This is a genomic window from Streptosporangium heterodermiicola, assembly GCF_051390675.1.
Taxonomy (GTDB): domain Bacteria; phylum Actinomycetota; class Actinomycetes; order Streptosporangiales; family Streptosporangiaceae; genus Streptosporangium.
In genome coordinates this window covers 177676-194898 of sequence record NZ_JBPJSR010000011.1, presented here as the reverse complement: position 1 = coordinate 194898, position 17223 = coordinate 177676, and the positions used below count along the sequence as shown (strand labels likewise).

10 protein-coding genes are annotated in these 17223 nt (G+C 73.4%); 6 read left to right on the top strand and 4 right to left on the bottom strand.

Going from position 1 to position 17223, the window contains the following annotated elements:
- Positions 1 to 3 precede the first annotated feature (3 nt).
- The gene (locus ACSC1Q_RS24285; protein ID WP_436761005.1) at positions 4 to 1089 is read right to left on the bottom strand and encodes an iron-containing redox enzyme family protein; all 1086 of its coding nucleotides are present in this window, start codon (positions 1087 to 1089) and stop codon (positions 4 to 6) included.
- Positions 1090 to 1595: 506 nt separating this feature from the next.
- Between ACSC1Q_RS24285 and ACSC1Q_RS24280 the strand changes: the two genes are divergently transcribed.
- Positions 1596 to 4901, top strand: coding sequence for an AfsR/SARP family transcriptional regulator (locus tag ACSC1Q_RS24280; RefSeq protein WP_436761004.1), 3306 nt, complete (start codon positions 1596 to 1598; stop codon positions 4899 to 4901).
- 34 nt (positions 4902 to 4935) lie between these two features.
- Here the strand turns inward: ACSC1Q_RS24280 and ACSC1Q_RS24275 are convergent, their stop codons facing one another.
- A complete protein-coding gene (locus ACSC1Q_RS24275; protein WP_436761003.1) occupies positions 4936 to 6546 on the bottom strand; it encodes an FAD-dependent oxidoreductase in 1611 nt (536 codons plus the stop codon).
- A gap of 370 nt (positions 6547 to 6916) precedes the next feature.
- Here ACSC1Q_RS24275 and ACSC1Q_RS24270 point away from each other — a divergent pair, with 370 nt between their 5' ends.
- Complete coding sequence (locus ACSC1Q_RS24270; protein ID WP_436761002.1) at positions 6917 to 7825, top strand: GAF domain-containing protein; 909 nt, start codon at positions 6917 to 6919, stop codon at positions 7823 to 7825.
- 54 nt (positions 7826 to 7879) lie between these two features.
- On the opposite strand, the gene ACSC1Q_RS24265 is transcribed toward ACSC1Q_RS24270, so the two are convergent.
- Positions 7880 to 13360, bottom strand: a complete 5481-nt coding sequence (locus ACSC1Q_RS24265; protein WP_436761001.1) for a non-ribosomal peptide synthetase/MFS transporter — start codon at positions 13358 to 13360, stop codon at positions 7880 to 7882.
- 405 nt (positions 13361 to 13765) lie between these two features.
- On the opposite strand from ACSC1Q_RS24265, the gene ACSC1Q_RS24260 reads away from it, so the two are divergent.
- The 4 genes from ACSC1Q_RS24260 to ACSC1Q_RS24245 all read left to right on the top strand — a co-directional run bounded on the left by ACSC1Q_RS24260 (position 13766) and on the right by ACSC1Q_RS24245 (position 16725).
- On the top strand, positions 13766 to 14221 hold the full coding sequence (locus tag ACSC1Q_RS24260) for a hypothetical protein (RefSeq protein ID WP_350969827.1): 456 nt from the start codon (positions 13766 to 13768) through the stop codon (positions 14219 to 14221).
- Positions 14222 to 14454: 233 nt separating this feature from the next.
- A complete protein-coding gene (locus tag ACSC1Q_RS24255) occupies positions 14455 to 14925 on the top strand; it encodes a MarR family winged helix-turn-helix transcriptional regulator (protein ID WP_436761000.1) in 471 nt (156 codons plus the stop codon).
- A 371-nt stretch (positions 14926 to 15296) separates the two neighbouring features.
- Positions 15297 to 15728 carry a MarR family winged helix-turn-helix transcriptional regulator gene (locus tag ACSC1Q_RS24250; RefSeq protein ID WP_436760999.1) on the top strand — a complete coding sequence of 144 codons (432 nt, stop codon included), beginning with the start codon at positions 15297 to 15299 and terminating at the stop codon, positions 15726 to 15728.
- Between the two features lie 19 nt (positions 15729 to 15747).
- The gene (locus tag ACSC1Q_RS24245) at positions 15748 to 16725 is read left to right on the top strand and encodes an NAD-dependent epimerase/dehydratase family protein (RefSeq protein ID WP_436760998.1); all 978 of its coding nucleotides are present in this window, start codon (positions 15748 to 15750) and stop codon (positions 16723 to 16725) included.
- An 83-nt stretch (positions 16726 to 16808) separates the two neighbouring features.
- Here the strand turns inward: ACSC1Q_RS24245 and ACSC1Q_RS24240 are convergent, their stop codons facing one another.
- On the bottom strand, positions 16809 to 17168 hold the full coding sequence (locus ACSC1Q_RS24240; protein ID WP_436760997.1) for a DUF3140 domain-containing protein: 360 nt from the start codon (positions 17166 to 17168) through the stop codon (positions 16809 to 16811).
- Positions 17169 to 17223 lie beyond the last annotated feature (55 nt).

Sequence of the window (17223 nt, the reverse complement as noted above, 5' to 3'; positions counted from 1 at the left end):
CGGTCACGACCTCGTCGCCGCGCCCGCCTCCCGCAACGAGGAGGCGCCGCGCCGCCAGTGGCCCATGACGTGCTCGGCGAAGAGCCGGTCCAGGGCCAGGGCGCAGGCCGCTCCGTACAGGACGTCACCGGCCCGCGAGGGATACCGCGCCGCGAACCCGCCGCACATGTCGTCGGCGGCGATCTGCTCGTGCGCGGCGTCGGTGCGCACGTGCTCGGGTGCGGCCTCGGCAGACGTGTGCTCGGGTGCGGCGTCGGCGCGCGTCTGCTCGTCGTGGACGCGCACCCGCTCGTCGTAGAAACGCCTCGTCGCCTCGTCGCAGCCCAGCCTGCGCAGGCCCAGGGAGTACAGGTGGTCGGACGCCGATGAGGTCATCTCGACCGCCGCCAGGTGGCCCAGCAGCGCTCCGAGGTGGCGCCGGTGCAGCCCGAACAGCGACATGGCGTTGGAGACGGCCAGCGTGATCGCCGGGACCCGGCCGAGGTGGGCGCCGTAGGAGTCGTCCATGCCCAGCCCGCGCATGGTGGTCCCGAACAGCTCGGAGCGCGTCCGCCCGGCCCTCCCGCCGCCGGACGCGTCCGCCTGGATCTCCGCCAACGCGGCCCTGGGACGATCGCTCAGCCGGGGAATCGCCAAGGTGTGCGGGTCGGTCTCCTTGAGGTCGTGGATCGACCGGTGCGCGACGAACTCTCGGAACTGCTCCAGGTCGGCCTGCCGCCGGAGGAACCCCGCCAGGTCGGGCCCGTCGACGGCACCGGCCACCAGCTCGGCCAGGGCCTGGCGCGTCTGCCCGGGCCGCGAACCCGGCGGGTACCGTACGGCCCGCGCCAGCCCCTCCTCGAAGCGCGCCTCCAGGATCTCCCGCACCTCCAGCAGGGAGGGATTCCACTCCCACCGGTCGTCCACGCCGTCGAAGCCCCGGTGGTGCAGCTCGTAGCAGACGAAGAGGGCCAGCTGCACGTCCTCGTCCACGAGGACCGGGCCCGCGAAACGCGCCGGGAACGACAGGAGCGGGAGCGAGAGGAGGCCGAAGCGGTGTGGCGGGCGTACCAGCCGTTCGAAGAGCAGGGAGGTGATCGGGCCTCGCACCGCCGGAAGCGCCGGAGCACCGCCGGGAACCCGCGAACCCCGCGGGCCCGGAAGGTCCCGCTTCGAACGCGACGAACGCGACGAACGCGACGAGGCCGACGGGGCTGACAGGGCCGACGGGGACAAAGACGAGGGCAAAGGGGGCAACGAAGGCGCTGGGAAACCGGAAACCGCCGGGGGATCGCTCGCGGCCTCGGGGCGGCCCTCCACCGTGACGCCGTCGTCGCGGACGTCGGCGATGCGCCGCCCGCGGTGAGCGGACGCGTCGAACCCGCGCGTCATGCGTCCCCCCGTTCGATGACCCCTCAGAACGATCCGATGCCCGCCCCGGAGCCCTCGAAACGCCCTCAAGATCACTTCTTCCTCCCGATGAACTGCAGAAACAACGAAATATGTTGATTTTCCAGTAGCCATGGCAGGCCCCAAGCCGTCCGGACCGGGCCGGTACCGCCTTCTCCGGACCGGGAGCGCCCGGCGTTCCCGTACGAGAGGAGAATGGGGTCCTGATGAGAGTCGGGATCCTGGGGCCGCTGCGCGTGGACGGCGGGCCGCCACACGCGCACGGCACGGAGATCCACGGCGCGCGGCTGCGGGTCCTGCTGGTCAGGCTCGCCCTCGACCCCGGGCGCGTGGTCACCGCCGAGCGGCTGATCGACGACCTGTGGCCGGAGGGCCCGCCCGATCACCCGGCGAACGCGTTGCAGTCGCTGGTCTCCAGGCTCCGCCGCCGTCTGCCCGGCGCGGTCGCGTCCCACCCCGCCGGTTACCTCCTCGACCTGCCGCGCGAGGCGGTCGACGCCTGGACCTTCGAGCGGCTGGCCGCCGATGGCCGTGCCGCCTCGGGCGACCCCGCCTCCGCCGGGTCCCTGCTGCGCGAGGCGCTGTCCCTCTGGCGCGGCCCGGCCCTCGCCGACGCGTCCGCCCTCCCCTTCGCCGCCGCCCCCGCCACCCGCCTGGAGGAGCTGCGCCTGTCGGCGCTGCGGGCCCGCTTCGACGCCGACCTCGCCCTGGGACGCGGCCCGGTGGCGGAGCTGGAGGAGGTGGTCGCGGCGCACCCGCTGGGCGAGCCCTTCCACGCCCGGCTCGTACTGGCACTGCTCGCCGAGGGGCGCCGCACGGAGGCACTGGCGGCGTACGAACGGATCAGACTGCGCCTCGCAGAGGACCTCGGCATGGACCCCGGCCCCGAACTCCGCGACGCGCACCTGACCGCCCTGCGCGGCGGGCCTCCCCGCCCGGCGCCCGGTCCTCGCGAGGCCGTCACGGACGCCCCCGATCTCACGGAACCCGGGGAGCGCAAGGAGCCCAAGGAGTCCCGGGAGCGCAAGGAGCCCCGGGAGAATCTGCCCGCGCGGTTGACGAGCTTCGTCGGCAGGCGGGCGGAGCTGGCCCGGCTCGTGGAACTGCTCGGGACCGCCAGGCTCGTCACCCTCACCGGACCGGGCGGGGTGGGGAAGACCAGGCTGGCGATCGAGACCGCCGCCTCCCTCGACGTGCCGGACGGGGTCTGGCTGGTGGAGCTGGCCCCGCTCTCGCATCCGTCCGGGGTGGCGGCGGCCGTACAGGCCGCCCTGAGCGGGAGCGGCCTGCTGGCGGACCACCCGGCCGCGCCCTGGACCGGGCCGGATCTCGGGGGTGTTCCCGGTGAGGCGGGTCCCGCTGATGTCCCCGGCGGCCAAGGCTCGCTGGAACGGCTGGCCGTGGCGCTTCGCGGCAGGGCGCCGGTGCTGGTCCTGGACAACTGCGAGCACGTGATCGACGAGGCCGCGCGGGTCGCCGACCGGCTGCTCGCCGCCTCCGGCGGGCTGCGGATCCTCGCCACGAGCCGGGAGCCCCTGGACATCACCGGGGAGAGTCTCCACCCGGTGCTCCCCCTCGGTCTTCCCGCACCGGACGCGGGGCCGGAGGAGGCGCTGGCGTGCCCGGCGGTGGCGCTCTTCGGGGACCGCGCGGCCGCGGCGCTCCCCGGCCTGCGCGTCGACGACGACACGGTCGCCGACGTCGTACGGGTCTGCAGGGAGCTCGACGGCATCCCGCTGGCGATCGAGCTGGCGGCGGCCCGGCTGCGGTCCCTCGGCGTCGGGCAGCTCGCCGACATGATCGGGGACCGGCTGGCGTTCCGCGGGAGCCGTACGGCACAGCCGAGGCACCGCACGCTGCGGGCGGTGATCGACTGGAGCTGGGACCCGCTGAGTTCCGACGAACGCACGCTCCTGCGCCGCATGTCGGTGTTCTCCGGCGGCGCGACCGCGGACGCCGTGGAGCGGATCTGCGGGTACGGCGTGGACGCGGTCGCGTCGCTCGCCGACAGGTCCCTGGTCGCGGTGGTGGCGGCGCCCCGGGCGGGCGGTGAGGTCCGCTACCGCCTGCTGGAGACGCTGCGCCGGTACGCCGCGGAGAAGCTGGAGGAGGCGGGCGAGACCGGCCGGACGCGGGCCGGGCACCTCCGTCACTTCGTCGGGCTGGCCGAGGCGGAGGAGCCGTCGCTGCGGACCGGCGACCAGCTGCGCGGGCTCGCGGTCCTCGACGCCGCGCAGGGCGACCTGGACTCCGCGCTCGACCACGCGATCTCCTCGGGAGACGGCGATTCGGCCCTCCGGATGATCCTGGCCAGGCTGTGGTACTGGATGATGCGGGGCGGACGCGGGGAGGCCGGAGCGTGGGCGTCGGCGGTGCTGGTGGCCGTCGGCGACGAGCCGCCTCCCGGGCGGGAATTGGCGCACGCGCTGTGCGTACTGGCCGCTCCCGCCGACACGCCGATGACGGGCGCGCGGTCACGTGCCCTGGAGACGTTGTGGGAGTCGGACCACCCCGCGGCACTGGGGTCGTGGGCGATCGTGAACGGCTACCCGGCCGAGACCGCGGAGGCCCACGGGCGGGCGATGGCCGCGGTCGGGAGGTTCGGCGGCCACCCCGACCCGTGGATGAGGGCGACCGCGCGGCTGATGGGCGGGATCGTCGAGTTCGAGTACGGGCGGGCGGGGGCGGCGCGGGCCGAGGAGCTGCTGCGGCCCGCGGTGGACGACTACCGCCTGACCGGTGACCGGTGGGGGTTGTCGATGGCCTTCTACTGGCTGTCGCTGGTGGCGGAGAACCGCGGCGACACGGCCGGTGCCCTGTCGTTGCTGGAGGAGGCCGTGACACCGGCGACGGAGATCGGCGGCCTGGAGGCGGTCCCCGGGCCGATCATGGTGCGGGTGCGCCTCTGTCGGCTCCGTCTCCGCGCGGGAGATCTCGCCGGGGCGGAGACGGAGCTGGCTCGGGCGGAGGCGACGGTGAGCCGTGTCGAGGACCCGGTCGCGACCGCCCGCGTCCGGCACGTCCAGGGGGAGCTGGCTCTGCGGCGGAAGGACCCCGAGCGGGCCGGGTCCCTGCTCCGCGAGGCACTGGACCTGCTGCGAGGTCGGCCTGCGGCCTCCCCGCAGCTGGTGGCGCTGATCAACGTGGAGATCGCCCGGGTGCACCGGGCACGCGGCGAGCCGGACCCCGCCCGCGCCCCGCTGCGCCGCGCGCTGGAGTCGGTCGCCCCGAGCGGCGACGAGACCGTACGGGCGTCGGTTCTGGAGGAGGTCGCCGAGTGGCACGCCTCGACCGGCGACCTGGAGGGCGCGTCCGTCCTCCTCGGGGCGGCGCTCACGCTTCGCGGAATCGGCCGGATCGACCGGACGGCCGACCCCGCCGTCCGCGCGCTGGCCGCCCGCGCCGCCGAGGCGCTCGGCGAGGACCGCCACCGAGCGGCACACGCCCGTGGCGCCACCCTGCGCGACCCCGAGTCGTTCGCCCTGGAGGGACTCGGCCACGTGCCGCGATGACATCGGCGCCCGGCCGTGAGCCGTCGTAGTGACGTCAGCGCCCGGTTGCGGGCCTCGCGACGACGCCCGCCAGATAGTCCTGGAGACCGTCCTCGCCGCCGTGGTAGCCGACGTAGCCGTCGGGACGGACGAGCACCAGGCCCCGCCCGTAGTGGCGGTGGATCCGGCCGTCGACGTCGAGCAGGTCTCCCGGCCCGCACGGCTCGTCCCCCTGGAGCACGGTGTGCGCGCGCACCCCGGGCCCGTACGCCGCGTTGACCTCCTTGACGAGCGCGGCGTGGGCCGTACCGACGGCCAGGAGGGTGAAGTGAGGCCCACGCAGCACGTCGAAGAGGCGGCCGGTGGCGGTCACGTCGTCCGGACGCGTCTCCGTACCCGAAACCTCGCCCGAGCGCGTCCCCGTACCCAGTACGGCGTCCGGGACGCGCTCGCCGCCGCGCTCGCCGACGGCCAGTGAGGCGCCCCGGTAGCCGAGCAGGAGTTGCTGCGTCTCCCCGTCCCGGACGTGCGCGTCCCGCTCCCCCGCCTCCGCGCGGCGGTGGAGCCTGGTGCTGATGCCGAGCACGTCCGCCGCCACCGGGAGCCGCTCCTCCTCGTAGGTGTCGAGCAGCCGTCCGGGAGCGCCGCCGAGGGCCGCCGCGAGCTTCCACCCCAGGTTGTAGGCGTCCTGCACACCGGTGTTGAGACCCTGGCCGCCCGCCGGGGAGTGCACGTGCGCGGCGTCTCCCGCGAGGAGGACGCGGCCCGCGCGGAACCGTTCCGCCATGCGGATGTTCACCCGGTAGAGCGACACCCAGGAGACGGCGGTGAAGCGGACGTCCGTCCGCCCCGACCCCTCGTCGAAGATCTTCTGGAAGGACTCGGGGGACAGCTCGGGCGTCTCGCCGGTGACCGGCGCGGTGAACTGGAAGACGTCGGTGCCAGGGAGCGGGCACAGCGCGACGCGCATCGTGCCGGTGGCCGTGTCGGCCCAGACGTGCCAGTACTCGCGGTCGAGGTCGGGGGTCCTGACGTCGCCGATGAGCATGCGCTCGGTCTCGAACGTCTCGCCCTCGAAACCGATGGGCAGATGCCCGCGTACGAAACTCCGCCCGCCGTCCGCGCCGACGAGATAGGCACACCGCACCCGCTCGACCCCGCACCCAGCCCCCTGCTCGGATCCGGAAACCGGCTCCGAACCGGAACCAGCTCCGAGGCCCGGTCCGGTGAGGGTGACCGTGACCCCGTCGCCGTCCTGCTCGAACCCCGTCACCTCGACACCGAACTCGACCATCCGCCCCAGCTCGGCGAGCCGGTCGCGCAGGATCCGCTCGACCCGCCACTGCGGCTGCATGAGGACCATCGGGTACGGCACCTCGGCGTCCGGTTCCCTGATCTCGTGCATGCGGCCCTCCCAGACCACCTGGTCCCCCCGGTACGCGCGCATGGCCGGGTAGATCCCGCCGGTGGCAATAACCTCCTCGATGACGCCGAGGTCGTCGAAGACCTCCTGCGTACGTGGTTGGATGCCCTTTCCGCGCGATCCCGTGGGAGGTTCGGGTGACCTCTCCACGATCCTGACGTCCACCCCGCGCCGGGCCAGGTCGATGGCGAGCGTGAGCCCGGTCGGCCCCGCGCCGACGACGAGCACCTGATCCTGGATCATCGTTGCCTCCTCGTTGGTGAGGTTGGTGAGGAGGTGAGCGTCGCGGGCGGCGCTGCCAGATCGCTGTCAGCGGCCTGCCGCGGCCCCGGGGGCACTGTCACGACACGCACTGTCACGACACGCACTGTCACGGAACCGTTTCGGAAGCCATCCCCGGAACAGCCCGGCTCGGGCGTCGTCACGAAAGCCGTCCAGCCCGGAACGGCCCCGCTCAGGCGTCACCGGCCCCGGGACCGGCCCCGACCAGGTGATCATCAACCCTGGCGCCGGGGTCGCGTTCGAAGGAAAACACGGCGCGAAAACGATGGAACCCGCCGACAGCGCCCGGCGTCGATTCGGGATGTTTGGCAAGACCGTTTACGGTCAGGCCATGGAGAACCTCGACGTCCCGCGGTTCCCGCCCGTCCCCCTACCGGAAGCGGTCCTGGTGTCTGCCTCTCCATCCGCGTCGGTGCCCGCCGACAACCCCACAACCGGACGACCGGCTCCCGCGGACGACACCGCGACCGGGCGGCTGGCCGCGCTGCGGCGGTACGAGATCCTCGACACCCCCTCGGACGGGACCTTCGACGAGATCGCCAAGCTGGCCGCGACCGTGTTCGATACGCCCATCGCCACGGTCAGCGTCGTCGACACCGACCGGGTGTGGTTCGCCGCCACCCACGGGCTGGACGGGGTGGAGGAGGTCGGCGCCGAACCCGGCCTGTGCGCCTCGGCGGTGCTGGCGGACGGCCCGTACGTCGTGGGGGACGCCACGGTCGACCCTCGCACCCTGGACCACCCGCTGGTCCGCGGGGAGCTGGGGCTGCGGTTCTACGCGGCCGCCCCTGTCGTCACCGCCGACGGGCATCGGCTGGGCACCGTGAACGTCATCGACCGGCGCCCGCGCGAGGCCACCGCCACGCAGACGGCGGTGCTGACCGGGCTCGCCGCGCTGGTCGCCCGGCACCTGGACCTGCGCCTGGCGAGCATCCACGCCATACGCGCCGAGCGGCTGCTGCGCGAGGAGGCCGACGATCGCGGCACCGTGGCCGCCGCGCTCGCCGAACGGCTGCGCCAGGTCGCCTCCGCGGAACGCGATACGGGCCACCCCGCGCTGTGCCAGCTCGGCGGCTCGGGACGGCAGTGCGCCGAACCCGCCGAGCTCAAGATCGCCGACGGCTGGGGCGACTCGGCGTGGGCCTGCACCACGCACGCGGAGGAGGCCCTCTTCGTGGCCGCGGTGTTCATCGCCAACAAGGACCTGGGCGGCCTGAACGCCTATCTCGACCGCCCCTGACCCGCCTACCGCCGCTCCAAAGGGAAGCGGTGGGCGGGCCGTCGAGAAGCGCGGTCAGGCGTCCACCTTGACGCGGCGGGCCTCGATCGCCTCCAGTCCCACCTGGTCGTCGGGGAGGGCGTCGGGCATCTCGGTGTCGAGACGCACCAGCCTCCTGACCCGCAGCGACCCGGCGACGACCAGGACCATCCCGAGGGCGCAGACCAGGTAGAGCAGCCCGATGCCCCGGCCGGGTCCCACCCCGATCACCGCGCCGACCGTCGAGGCGAGCGGGCCGCCGGGGACGAGCAGCGGGTCGAGCAGGGCGGCGCCCAGCGGGGCCACCAGTCCCATGCCGACCGGCAGGGTCGACCAGGCGACCAGGGTGTTCAGCGCGAAGACCCGGCCGTGGTAGCGGTACGGCACCTTGATCTGGACGATCGTGGTGTAGATCGAGTTCATCACGGTGAGGAAGAAGGTCAGCGCGAACGCGCCGATCCCGATCGTCACCAGCGACGGGCTGAAGCCGACGACCACGCTCCCCGCGGCCATCGCCAGCGTCGCGATCAGGACCCCCCGGAAGCGCCGCTTGGGCGGCCCGCCCCACAGCGCCATGGTGAGCCCGCCGAGCAGCACGCCGAGACCGCTCACCACCGAGACGCGACTCACGTCGGCGAGGGTCGCGAAGGAGAGCACCAGCGGGGACACCAGCAGCATGAGCGGCGACAGGAAGATGTTGAGCACCGCGAAGAAGACGAGCATCGAGCGCAGGCCCCGCTCGTTCCAGGTGTAGCTGAACCCCTTGGCGATCTCGGTGGTCAGCGGCTCCCTCGGCCGCCACGGCAGCGTGTCGGGGAAGCGGACGAGGAGCACGACGGCGATCGCGAAGACGTAGCTGACCACGTCGATGGCGACGATGCCGCCCAGCCCGATCCAGGCCAGCAGACCGGCGGCGATCAGGGGTACGACCAGCTGCGCCACCCCGCCCGCCATCTGGGTGACCCCGATCGCGTGGCCGAGGTAGTGCTTGGGGACGAGCTGCGGGACCGCGGAGTTGTAGGCCAGCCGCTGGAAGCTGCTCGCGACCGACAGCGAGATGACCAGCAGATAGATCTGCCAGAGCTGGAGCTCACCGAACAGGATGATCCCGGCGAGCACCGCCTGGATGGCGGCCGAGGCGCAGTCGGCCAGCAGGATCACCCGGCGCCGGTCGCCCCGGTCCACGATCGCCCCGGCCAGCGGCGAGATCAGCAGCCCCGCGAGGTTGAGCACGGCCAGGATCGAGAACTGCGTCACCGAGCCCGAGTCGACCAGCACCGTGAGCGGCAGCGCCCACCCGACGAGCGCGGAACCGATCATGGATATCTGCTGGCCGGCGGAGAAGGTGAGGAAACGCCCCATGCTCGGCTGGACGGTCTCCTTCGCGGGCTTCGGGTCCGACGTCCTGGCGACCCCGTGGACCCACCAGGTGTCGTCGGGCCCGCGTTCCGGGGGCGTGTCCAGCCGGTCGTGGACCTGCAGGATCCCGGCCAGCTCCTCGGCCCGGTAGCGCAGGAAGAAGTGCCCGCCCTCGTCGAGGACGACCAGGGCCGCGGTGTCCGCGATGAAGTGCCACTCCCTGAACCGCTCCTCGTAGAAGTCGGTCGCCGGGTCGCGCTCGCCGATCACCGAGACGACCGGGGCACGCAGCCGGACCCGGTCGGGGGTGTCGAACAGGTCGGTGAAGTACTTCTCGGCCGCCTTGCCGTCGTGGCGCATCGTGCGGACGATCCGGTCGGCCACCCCCGGGTCGAGCTCCTCCAGGTCGACGCCCCGCGCCTTGAGCCAGTTGATGTCGCCCTGGCTGCGGCGCAGGCTCTCGAACTCCCCGATGCGCGACAGGGCACGCATCAGGCCGCGGGGACGGGCGAAGGGGAAGATCGCCCCGATGTAGACGGCCTCGACCTCGCGTCCCGCCGCCTCCACGCGCCTGGCCAGCTCGGTGGCGAGGCCCGCGCCGACCCCGCAGTGACCGTAGATCACCACCGGGCCCTCGACGGTCCGCAGGATCTCCTCGGTGCAGCGCCTCGCGACCTCGTCGAAGTCCTCGGGCTCCTCGTCCAGCCCGACGTCGTTGCCAGGGATCGCGACGGCGTAGAGCGCCTGGTCCGCGGGGAGCGCGTCGGCGAGCGGCTGGTAGACGATCGCGCTGCCCGAGCCGTACGGGACACAGACGTAGCTGCGCGTCACCGTACGGCGGGGAGTGAGCCGCTGGAGCAGCGGGCGCACCCCTCCGCCGCCGGGGCCGCCGACGAACCCGGCCAGCTCCCGCACCGTACGGAAGGAGAACAGGTCCACCAGGCCGACCTGCAGGCTGCCCTCGGGCAGGGCCCTGCGCAGTTTGGCCACGACCTGGATGGCCAGCAGGGAGTTGCCGCCCAGGTCGAAGAAGTCGTCGCCCGCGCCGACGCGCTCGACCGAGAGCACCTGCTCCCAGACGGCGGCGATCGCCCGCTCGGCGTCGTTCTCCGGCTCGACGTACTCGGCGGCCCCGGGCTTCTCAGGGGCGGGCAGGGCCTTGCGGTCCAGCTTGCCGTTCGGTGTGAGCGGCAGCGCGTCCAGGGTGACGAACATCGAGGGGACCATGTAGTCGGGCAGGGTGCCGCCGAGGGCGACCCGCACCCGGGCGGTCTCCGGTGGCTCGTCCGCGACGAGGTAGGCGACGAGCCGCCGGTCCCCCGGCACGTCCTCCCTGACGATCACCGCGGCGTCGCGCATGCCCGCGCGCTCCCGCAGCGCCGCCTCGATCTCTCCCAGCTCGATCCGCAGGCCGTGCAGCTTGACCTGGTCGTCGAGGCGGCCGAGGAACTCGATCGTGCCGTCGGGCAGCCACCGGGCCGCGTCGCCGGTCCGGTAGACGCGGTCGTCGCCGAGGGCGAAGAACCGCTCGGCGGTGAGCTCGGGCCGCCGGTGGTAGCCGAGGGCGACGCCGACCCCGCCGATGTGCAGCTCGCCGGGTACGCCCACCGGCACCGGGCGGCGGTGCGGGTCGAGCACGTGCAGCGCGATGTTCTGGATCGGCGCGCCGATCGGCACGCTCGTCCTGCCCGCGAGCGCCTCGGCGGTGCAGTGCCAGGAGGAGACGTCGATGGCGGCCTCGGTGGGGCCGTAGAGGTTGTGCAGCTCGGCGCCCGGCAGGGTCGCGAGACAGCGCAGGGCCAGGTCGACCGGGAGTTCCTCCCCGCTGCAGATGACGCGCCGCAGCGAGGTCAGGTCCCGTACGCCGTCCTCCGCCAGGAAGATCCCCAGCATTGAGGGGACGAAGTGCGTCGTGGTGACGCCCTCCGAGGCGACCAGGTCGCGCAGGTAGGCCGGGTCGCGGTGCCCGCCGGGCTCGGCCAGCACCATCCTGGCGCCCGTCGTGAGCGGCCAGAAGAACTCCCAGACCGACACGTCGAACCCGGCGGGCGTCTTCTGCAGGACGACGTCGTCCGGCGTCAGGCCGTAGCGCCTCTGCATCCAGTCGAGGCGGTTGACGATGCCCCGGTGGCTGTTCGGCACCCCCTTCGGCCTGCCCGTCGAACCGGAGGTGTAGATCATGTACGCCGCCGCGCCCGGCTCGCCCGCGCCCCTTGAAACGTCCTCGGCGTCCCCGGAGACCGCCTCGGCGCTCTCGGAAGCGGCCCCGGAAACGTCCTCGGCGTCCTCGGATGCGGCACCGGCGTCCTCGGAGGCAACCCCAGGGGTGGCCCAGACGGTGGGGTCGTCCAGGGCGAGGACGGTGGCGCCGTGCCCGGTCAGCCGGTCCGCCAGGTGCCGCTGGGTGAGCACCACGGCGGCGCCCGCGTCGGAGAGCATGAAGGCGAGCCGGTCGGCGGGATAGTCGGGGTCGAGCGGCACGTAGGCCGCCCCCGTCTTGAGCACGCCCAGCAGCCCGGTCACCAGCTCCGCCGACCGCTCCGCGCAGACCGCGACCAGCGACCCCGGCCCCGCCCCCGAGCCGCGCAGCACGCGGGCCACCCCGGCGGCCCGCTCGTCGAGCTCCCGGTAGGTCAGGGACTCGCCCCCGAAGGTGACCGCGAGGGCCTCGGGGCTCCGCGCCACCTGGGCCTCGACGAGCCCGTGCAGCGTCGCGCCGGAGGGGAAGTCGGCCGCCGTGTCGTTCCACTCCTCGGTGAGGAGCCGGTGCTCGGCCTCCCCCAGCAGCTCCAGCTCGCTCACCGGGACGCCGGGCCTGGCGACGGCGTCCCGCAGGAGGTTCTCCAGGTGCCCGGCCATGCGCTCGACGGTCGCGGCGTCGAACAGCGCGGTCCGGTAGGTGAAGGTGGCGGTCATGCCACCGTCGGCGGCGGGGACCAGGTAGAGCTCGATGTCGTAGCGCGCCGAGCCCGGCGCCATCGTGAAGTCCTCGGCCGCCAGGTCCCCGGCGGCGCCCGCGGCGACGGCGAAGTCGTGCATGGAGAAGAGCGCGTCGGCCAGCGGCTGCCTGCTCGGGTCGCGCGGCACGTCGAGCGCGTCGACCAGCCGCGTGAAGGGCAGTTCCTGGTGGTCGAGGGCGTCGACGACCACGTCCCGGGTGCGGGTGACGAGGTCGGCGAAACCGGGGTCGCCGTCGAGACGGGCGCGGAGCACGAGGGTGTTGACGAACATGCCGACCACGTCGTCCAGCCCGTCCCTGGTCCGCCCGGCGACCGGCGTGCCGACGGCGAGGTCGTCCCGGCCGCTGTAGCGGGCGAGCAGCACCTGGAAGGCCGCGAGCAGGGTCATGAAGCGGGTCGCGCCGCGCTCCGCGCCCAGCCCGGTCAGGGCGGTGACCAGCCCGGAGTCGAGCCGGTGAACGTGGGAGGCGCCGTCGACGGTGAGCCTGGGCGGGCGCGGCCGGTCCGAGGGCAGCTCGGCGCGGGGCAGCCCGGCCAGCTCCCTCCGCCAGAAGGCCAGCTCGCGCTCGAACGGCCGCTCGCGCTGCCAGAGCGCAAAGTCCCCGTACCGGACGGCGGGCGCGGCGGGGGCGTCTCCCCGGTACAGCGCGAGGAGGTCGGCGAAGAGCAGCTGGGTCGACTGCCCGTCGGCGGCGATGTGGTGGACGAACAGCGCCAGGACGTGCTCGTCGTCGGCGATCCTGATCAGGGTGGCGCGCAGCAGCGGCCCCTCGGCCAGGTCCAGCGGCTCGGCGCTCTCCGCGCCGATCAGCCCGGCGGCCTCCGCGTCCGTGGCGGCCTCGGCCAGCCGCAGCGGCACCGGCGCGACGGGGACGACGTGGACCGCGGGCCGCCCGTCCTCCGTCGCGGGGAAGCGGTGGCGCAGGCTCTCGTGCCGTTCCGTCAGCGTGGCCAGCAGGTCGCGCAGCCGGTCGACGTCGAGCGGGCCGCGCAGCCGCACCGCGACCGGGAGGGTGTACGTGGAGGTGCCCGGCGTGAAGTGCTCCATGAACCACAGGGGCTCCTGGGCCGGGGAGAGCGGGGGAGGCGTGCCCTCGGGCCCGCGCGGGATCTCGGGGCGCTCGGTTTCGACGGCCCCGCCCCGGAGTCTGCGCCTGAGCAGATCCCGCCTGGCATCGGACAGATCGGCGACGGACATGGCCTCATCCCCCTGTGACGACGTCTCCACGGGTACGCCGGGACAGCGCGGCGCCGGGGTGCGGGGGGCGCGGCGCGCTCACGATGAATCCACGGAAACCATCGGACGCGCACGCCAATGTGCGCAGAACAGGAAAGAAGGTATCCCAAAAGAATCCGCGACTCCATCAAGGTCCACTGGCCACTTTCGGCGGCAGGAAGGGGGTGGCGGCCCTCACCGCGAGCCGGTGTTCTCCCCGGGCTTCTCCCGGCGACCTCCCCGGCGTTCCCCCTGGACCTCTCCCCGGCGACGGCACCGGTGGAAACGCCGGTGTTCAGCCGGTGGGACACCGGGGAAAACACGGCACCCGGCGCGTGGGAGCGGGGGAACCACCGGTCTCCCGGTACGGGAAGGTACGGTCAGCTCATGTCCGAGCGCAGCATGCCGCACGACCTCGCCGCCTGGGCGTGCCCCCACGGGCAGGACGCTCGCCGGGGTTGCACGACCTGCTACGAGGAATCCGGCGACCCCGACACGTCGAATCCCTTCTGGGAGGTCGCCGCGTGGTTCACCACCTCGCGGCCGATCCCGATCAGGACACTCCAGGACGCGCACCACCACGGCCGCCACTTCGCCCTCGACCAGCCGTCCACACCGCTGGTCTACCTCCTCACCGGCCGTGCCCGCGCGGGCGACAGCGTGCAGGCGATCGCGGGCGTCGTCGGCTTCCTGCTGCACAACCGGCACGTGGTGGCCGACTTCACCGTGACCGAGACCCGCGCCACCCGCCGCTCGCCCGGCACTCCCAGCAAGCCCAACGCGACCCGCCAGACCGACAAGTGGCTCCAGGACCAGCGCCGCCCCGACGGCCGCGCGCGGTGAGAACCCCACACCGCGAACAAACGGCCACGGCGACCGCCGGTCCCCGTCACGGACGCACAGCCACCGCGTCACGGATCGAGGCGACCTCCCGGGCCTCGTCACGGGTGAAGGGCACGGCGACCGCCCGGCCTTCCGTGACGGACACGCGATCACCGCGTCGCGGATGACAAGGTAGGGCGGCAGTCCCTAAGCTCGACAACACCATTGTCGAAACGGCGAGCCGGGAGGCGATCGTGACGGCCGACCCTCCGGGCTTCGAGCTCCCGCTCCGGCTCTTCCTCGGCTTCCGGGTGCTCATCGACGAGCTCCACGCGGAGCTCGCCCGCCAGGGGCACCCCGACATGCGGCCGATGCACGGCTTCGTCCTGCAGGCGATCGGCCCCAGGGGCACCACGGCCGTGGAGCTCGGCCGGAGGCTGGGCGTCTCCAAGCAGGCGGCGGGCAAGACGGTCGACACCCTGGAGCAGCTGGGCTACGTCGAGCGCGGCTCCGACCCCGGCGACGCCCGCCGCAAGATCGTGCGACTCACCGAGCGGGGCGTCGACAGCCTCGTGCGGTCGGCGCGCATCTTCGAGGACCTGCGCGCGGGCTGGGCGAGGACCCTCGGCGAGGACCGCCTGCGCGCCCTGGAGTCCGACCTGCGCGCCGTGACCCCGGAGGACGTCTTCCGCCTCGACGTCCCCGGCTGGTTCGGCGGCCACTGAACGCCCGCGAGAACGACTAGCGTGCACGGGGGACCCCGTTCCAACGGAGTCCCTCCGAGCGGGACTCCACCGAACGGGACCTCGCCGAACCGAAATCCGCCGAACGGAGCCCCGGCACGAGAACCCGCCGAACAGGAGTCCGGCGAGCGGTGCTCGACCGAAGGGAACTTCGCAGAGCCCCGATGAACAGGACTCCGACGAACGGGACCCTGACGAACGGGACTCCGACGAACAGGGCTCCGACGAACGGGACTCTGATGAGCGAGGCTTCGGCGAAGGGAACTGCACCGAACTCCCACAGGCGGAATTCCACCGAGGGGAACCCCGCCGGGCGGGGTTCCCCTCATCCGGGCAGCGACAGATGGGGACTCATGGACGACCACGCCTCCTGGGCGACCGGGCGCCTGCTCCTGGTGGCCGCGCGCCTGGTCGAACGGGAGTGGAACTCCGTGCTCGCCGGGCGCGGCCTCACCCACGCGGGTTTCATGACGCTCAACGCGCTGAGCGAGGGCCCGCAGACCCAGCGGCAGCTCGCGGCGCGCACCTACGTGGAGGAACAGACGATCCGCCCCGTACTCGACCGGCTCGAACGCGACGGCCACGTCCGCAGGGAACGCGACCCGTCCGACCGGCGCCGCGTGGTGGTCACCCGCACCCCGCTCGGCGAGGGTACGTACACCGCGCTCGTGACGAGCGACGTCGTGGAGAGGATCGTCACCGACCGCGTGGAGGACCCCGAGGCCCTGCGCGCCGAGCTCATCCGGCTGATCACCGGCATAAGGGGCGACGAGGCCGGGCGCTGAGTTGGGGACAATGGCGGGTATGCGAATCCTGATCGTCGGCGGCACCCGGTTCGTCGGCCGGCACATCACCGGGGCCGCGCTCGCGGCCGGGCACGAGGTCTCCCTGCTGCACCGCGGCCGGTCGGGCCCCGGGCTGTTCCCCGAGGCCGAGCACCTGACGGCCGACCGCGACGCCGACCTGTCCGTCCTGCACGACAGGCAGTGGGACGCGACGATCGACGTCAGCGCCTACCTGCCGTCGCAGGTGACCTCGCTCTCCGGCGCGCTCTCCACCGGCCAGTACGCCTTCGTCTCCAGCACCGCGGTCTACCGGGCACCCGAGGCGCGGGGCTTCACCGAGGACTCGCCGCTGGCGGAGATCGACGGTCCGGTCCCCGAGACGGTGACGGACGAGACGTACGGAGCTCTGAAGGTGCTGTGCGAGCGGGCCGCGGCGGAGGCGTTCGGGTTCCCGACGCTGGTCGTGCGGCCCACGTACGTCATCGGCCCGCACGACCACACCGGCCGCTTCACCTACTGGGTCAACCGGATCGCGCGGGGCGGCGAGGTCCTCGCGCCCGGCGACCCCGATGACCCCATCCAGGTCATCGACGCCCGCGACCTGGCCGCCTGGATCGTCTCCATGGTCGAGGGGACGCGTCCGGGCACCTTCCACACGGTCAGCCCTCCCCCGCCGTTCTCCTTCGGCGACATGCTGGAGGCGATCGCGGCCGAGGTCGGGCCGCCGGGGACGACCCTGACCTGGGCCGGGCAGGACTTCCTGCTCGCCGAGGGCGAGACCGGCGTGTCGCTGCCCCTGTGGTCCGAGGGCGATCCGTGGACGTCGGTCAACACCGCCGACCCCGCCGCCGCCCGCGCCGCGGGGCTCGACCCGCGGCCCCTGGGACAGTCGATCCGCGAGATCCGCGAGGCGGAGTCGTCCTTCTCGAAGGACACCACCATCACACCCGCCAGGGAGGCCGAGCTGCTGTCCCGCTGGTCGGCGCGCGGCGCCTAGGGCCGCTTTCCGCCCGCCGGTTCACACCTGCCGAACCACGGCCATGGAGCCGCAGACGACCCGTGGTGACCCATGGCCCGGGGTCAGCCCCCCAGCCGTGACGGCCGCAGCGGGTTGTGCCCGACCTCCAGCAGGGCCCGCCGCCGGTCGTCGTCGTCCTCGTCGACCACTCCCTCGGCCAGCGTGTCCTCGACGCGGTCGACGGCCTGCCGCATCGTCTCGACGTCGTCGGCGGTCAGGTCGGCCTTCCGCTTGCCCAGAACCTGGAGCACCTGGCGCCCGAGTGGCGGCATGGCCGCCTCGGGACTCGCCGTGTCGCCCCCTCCCGCCGACGCCGAGGCGGAGGCCAGCAGGAAGGCCCTCAACTCCTCCGACGTCATGTTCACGACCTCGTGGAACTCCTGCCACACCAGGTCGAGGATCAGATCCGATTCGTCGGCCATCGTGCTCTCCTCTCATGCCGGGCCGGTACGGCCACGCCCCGGACACGAACCGGCC

Bases quoted from the DNA above. Each gene is read 5' to 3' on its own strand.
- ACSC1Q_RS24280 (WP_436761004.1), top strand. From the start codon at position 1,596: ATGAGAGTCGGGATCCTGGGGCCGCTGCGCGTGGACGGCGGGCCGCCA.
- ACSC1Q_RS24275 (WP_436761003.1), bottom strand. From the start codon at position 6,546: ATGATCCAGGATCAGGTGCTCGTCGTCGGCGCGGGGCCGACCGGGCTC.
- ACSC1Q_RS24270 (WP_436761002.1), top strand. From the start codon at position 6,917: ATGGAGAACCTCGACGTCCCGCGGTTCCCGCCCGTCCCCCTACCGGAA.
- ACSC1Q_RS24265 (WP_436761001.1), bottom strand. From the start codon at position 13,360: ATGTCCGTCGCCGATCTGTCCGATGCCAGGCGGGATCTGCTCAGGCGC.
- ACSC1Q_RS24260 (WP_350969827.1), top strand. From the start codon at position 13,766: ATGTCCGAGCGCAGCATGCCGCACGACCTCGCCGCCTGGGCGTGCCCC.
- ACSC1Q_RS24250 (WP_436760999.1), top strand. From the start codon at position 15,297: ATGGACGACCACGCCTCCTGGGCGACCGGGCGCCTGCTCCTGGTGGCC.
- ACSC1Q_RS24245 (WP_436760998.1), top strand. From the start codon at position 15,748: ATGCGAATCCTGATCGTCGGCGGCACCCGGTTCGTCGGCCGGCACATC.
- ACSC1Q_RS24240 (WP_436760997.1), bottom strand. From the start codon at position 17,168: ATGGCCGACGAATCGGATCTGATCCTCGACCTGGTGTGGCAGGAGTTC.